Annotated in this window: 2 protein-coding genes; both read right to left on the reverse strand. The window is 57.1% G+C overall.

The genetic code is table 11. From position 1 onward, the window contains the following. The coding region (gene bsh / locus VIL80_RS10595; RefSeq protein ID WP_332036086.1) for a metal-dependent bile salt hydrolase at positions 1–1,803 on the reverse strand (1,803 nt) is incomplete at its 3' end. Positions 1,804–1,929: 126 nt separating this feature from the next. After that, positions 1,930–3,396 (reverse strand): cryptochrome/photolyase family protein (locus tag VIL80_RS10600; protein WP_332036087.1); only part of this gene is annotated, 1,467 nt, incomplete at its 5' end.

A 3,396-nucleotide genomic window follows, 5' to 3' on the forward strand; every position in this document is an offset into this window, starting at 1 on the left:
GGAAGCCTGCTCCACTGCCTGCATCAACAGGCTCAACGCATCGTTAAAGCATCCGTCACCGTGCTGGTGGCGGATGCCCAAGTGATGCGCATCGTGTGTATTTGTGTTCGGTAATGTCACACCGAACATGGCAGGTGAGGGCGCTAATGCGGTTGCTGTATCTCGCTTGTAAACCGATACCCCTTCCTTGTAAGTCTCCATCACCTTGAGATCCGCCAGCTGGTCTTCCGGCACCGTCAGCGGATTATCCGAAAGCACCACCAGATCGGCGAGCTTGCCAACTTCGATCGAGCCTTTGCGCTTTTCCTCAAAGTGCTGCCATGCCGACCAGAGTGTCATGGCTTTTAACGCGGTTGCTACCGGTACCCGGTGCTCGGGTCCGATGACACGGCCGCTGCGGGAGCGGCGGGTGACGGTGGCAGAAAGCACGCGCATGGAATCCGGCAACGCCACCGGCGCATCATGGTGGGTGCCGAACATCATGCCTTCCGCCAGAACCCAGCCTGTGGGAGAAATATTCTCCGCGCGCTCCGGACCCAGCACAGAGTCGCGGTGATAGTCGCCCCAGTAGAAGGTATGCATGGGGAACAGCGAGGGGAAAATCCTCAGCTTCTTGATTTCGTCCACCTGATCACGCCGCAGCGTCTGGCCGTGAATCAGCACCGGGCGGTTATGCACGTTCGGGTACTTCGCCTCTGCGGCCTTCACCGCTTTGATCATCAGGTCGATGGCGGCATCGCCGTTGCAGTGCACCAGGATCTGCCAGTTATTCGCAAAGGCCCTTTCCACCGCGTCCATCGCCTGCTGTTCGGTGATCGCGGGATATCCACGGTAATCCTTGTCCTGCCCCGGCGGCGGTATGAAATAGGGCTGTGTCAGCCAGGCGGTTTTTCCCTGGGGTGAGCCGTCAATGGTGAGCTTGGCACCGCCCACCCGTAAACGATTGTGGTACTCAAGTGTGGGGTGTATATCCGGAATTTCGAGAATATCCGGGTACACGACCAGATCAATTTTCAACGCGCCGCTGTCTGCGACCCGCTTCAGTGCATCGAGGGATGCCTGGGTTGCGCGCCCCTCCTGTGCGGTGGTGTAACCATAGGAGGCGAGCAACCTGGTGCCCTCAATCCCGAAGAGGTCGTTCACATCCTTGTTGAGTGATTTACCAAAAGCACCAACCAGCTGAAAGAACGCGTACTCTTCGGCGACGCCGTTGGGAGTCTTGCCATCGGCCTCGCGCTGGAATACCCCGCCTTTTGGATCTTTGCTGTTCGCGGAGATGCCGGCGATTTCCAGTGCCTTGGAATTAGCGACGCCCAGATGTCCGGACTGGTGGATGATAAGAATGGGAATGTCGGCAGAGACCAAATCCAGATCCTTGCGGGTGGGATGGCGCTGATCCGCAAGTTGTGAGTTGTCGTAACCGAAACCCACAATCCAGCCGATCTGTTTGACGGCGTCCTGGTTGGCGGCGGCCCAATCCTGCAAAAGCTTGATCAAGGACGCTATGTCTTTGCCCGTGCCATCCGGCGGGGGCAACAGGTTGGCGGTCATGGACTGGAAGCCGATCATCCACGCGTGGCCGTGGGAATCGAAAAACCCCGGAACCATGGTCTTGCCGGCAAGGTCGATTTTTCGTGTGTTTTCGTCGGCCGTTTTGAGTACGTCGTCGCGTTTGCCAACGGCAATTATTTTGCCATCTTTCACCGCCACGGCTTCCGCGCTGGGGTGGTTGTCGTCAATGGTGATAATGTTGCCGTTGTGGAATATGGCGTCCGCGGTCTCAGCCGCCAGCGCAAGCTGCACGGCACAACCTAAGAGTAATCCGCTAAGTATGCGAAGCAGGTGGGGCATCGGGCAGGCTCTCTCAAGTGGATTTTGCAACTCATTTCAATATAGCGTTTGCGGATGAGCCTGTTTGAATATGACAGATTAAAACGAATCGGGGCTGCGAATGATCTGGCGTGCCCGGTGCTGCAGCGCTTTCAATTCCTCCGTATCCATTTTTTCCAGCAGGCTCAGCATCATCGCCATGCGATGGTTGCCGCGAAAATGCTCGCGCTTTTCCGCGAGGAAATTCCAGTACAGACTGTTGAACGGGCACGCATCCTCGCCGAGTTTTTCGTTCACGTTATAGCGGCAGCCCTGGCAGTAATTGCTCATCTTGTTGATGTAACTTCCACTGCTGATATAGGGCTTGGTGGCGACCAGGCCGCCGTCGGCAAACTGGCTCATGCCGCGGGTGTTGGTGATTTCCACCCATTCGATGGCGTCGATGTAAATTCCCAGGTACCAGGCGTCCACCTGGTCCGGGTGTACCTGGGTGAGCAGGGCGAAGTTGCCGGTGATCATCAGCCGCTGGATGTGGTGTGCATAGGCGTGCTCCAGACTGTTGTTGATGGCGTGGTGCAGGCAATTCATTTTGGTGTCTGCGGTCCAGTAAAACGCCGGAAGTTCTTTGTGGTTGTACAGGCGGTTGCAGCGGGCATAGCCCGGCATTTCCCGCCAGTAGACGCCGCGCATATATTCCCGCCAACCGAGTATCTGCCGCACGAAGCCCTCGACCTCGTTAATGGATATGCTTTTCTGGTTCTGTTGCCAGTGATGGATTACCGCATCGATCACTTCCCGCGGATGTAGCAGCTTGCAGTTCATGGCGAAGCTCAGGCGGCTGTGGAACAGGAATGTCTCGTCCGGGTCCATGGCATCCTGGAAGTCCCCGAAATGCACCAGCAGATGCTCGCAGAAGTGGTGCATAACGCGGAGGCAGTCCTCGCGGGTGGTCGGCCACGGAAAATGTTCCGCATCGATACGGCCAAAGGTTTTTACCCCGGCGCTTTCGATCCGTGCGACGGTCTCGCGCACATCCTTGCGAAAGCCGCGGGCATGGGGAATTGCGGGCTTGCCCTTCCACTTGTTGCGGTTGCTCTTGTCGAAATTCCACTTACCGCCAACCGGTTCGCCGTTTTCAATCAGGATGTCGTGCTTGCGTCGCATGTAGCGGTAGAAGCTTTCCATCAGCAGTGATTCTTTGCCCTGGAAAAATTCCGCCAGTTCGCTGCGGCTGGTGAGGAAGTGCTCGCTGTCGAAGGCCTCGCTGGGGATACTGAGGTCATCTGCCAGTTGTTTCAGCTGTTGGTCCAGCCGGTATTCGTCCGGCAGCTGGTATTCGAATTTCTGTATGCCGTGCGCCTGGATCAGTCGCGCGATGTTGGTGCCGAGCGCTTGTGTGTTGTCGGGATGGTCGAGACGGTAGTGAATCACCTGTTTGCCGCGGGCGCGCAGCCATTCGGCAAAGGATTCCATGGCCTCGAAGAAGGCTACCACCTTCTGGATATGGTGGCGGACGTAATCGGTCTCCTGGCGCATCTCGGCGATAAAGTACAGCGTGTGTTTATC

Origin of the sequence: Microbulbifer sp., assembly GCF_036563125.1 — a bacterium.
Taxonomy (GTDB): Bacteria; Pseudomonadota; Gammaproteobacteria; order Pseudomonadales; family Cellvibrionaceae; genus Microbulbifer.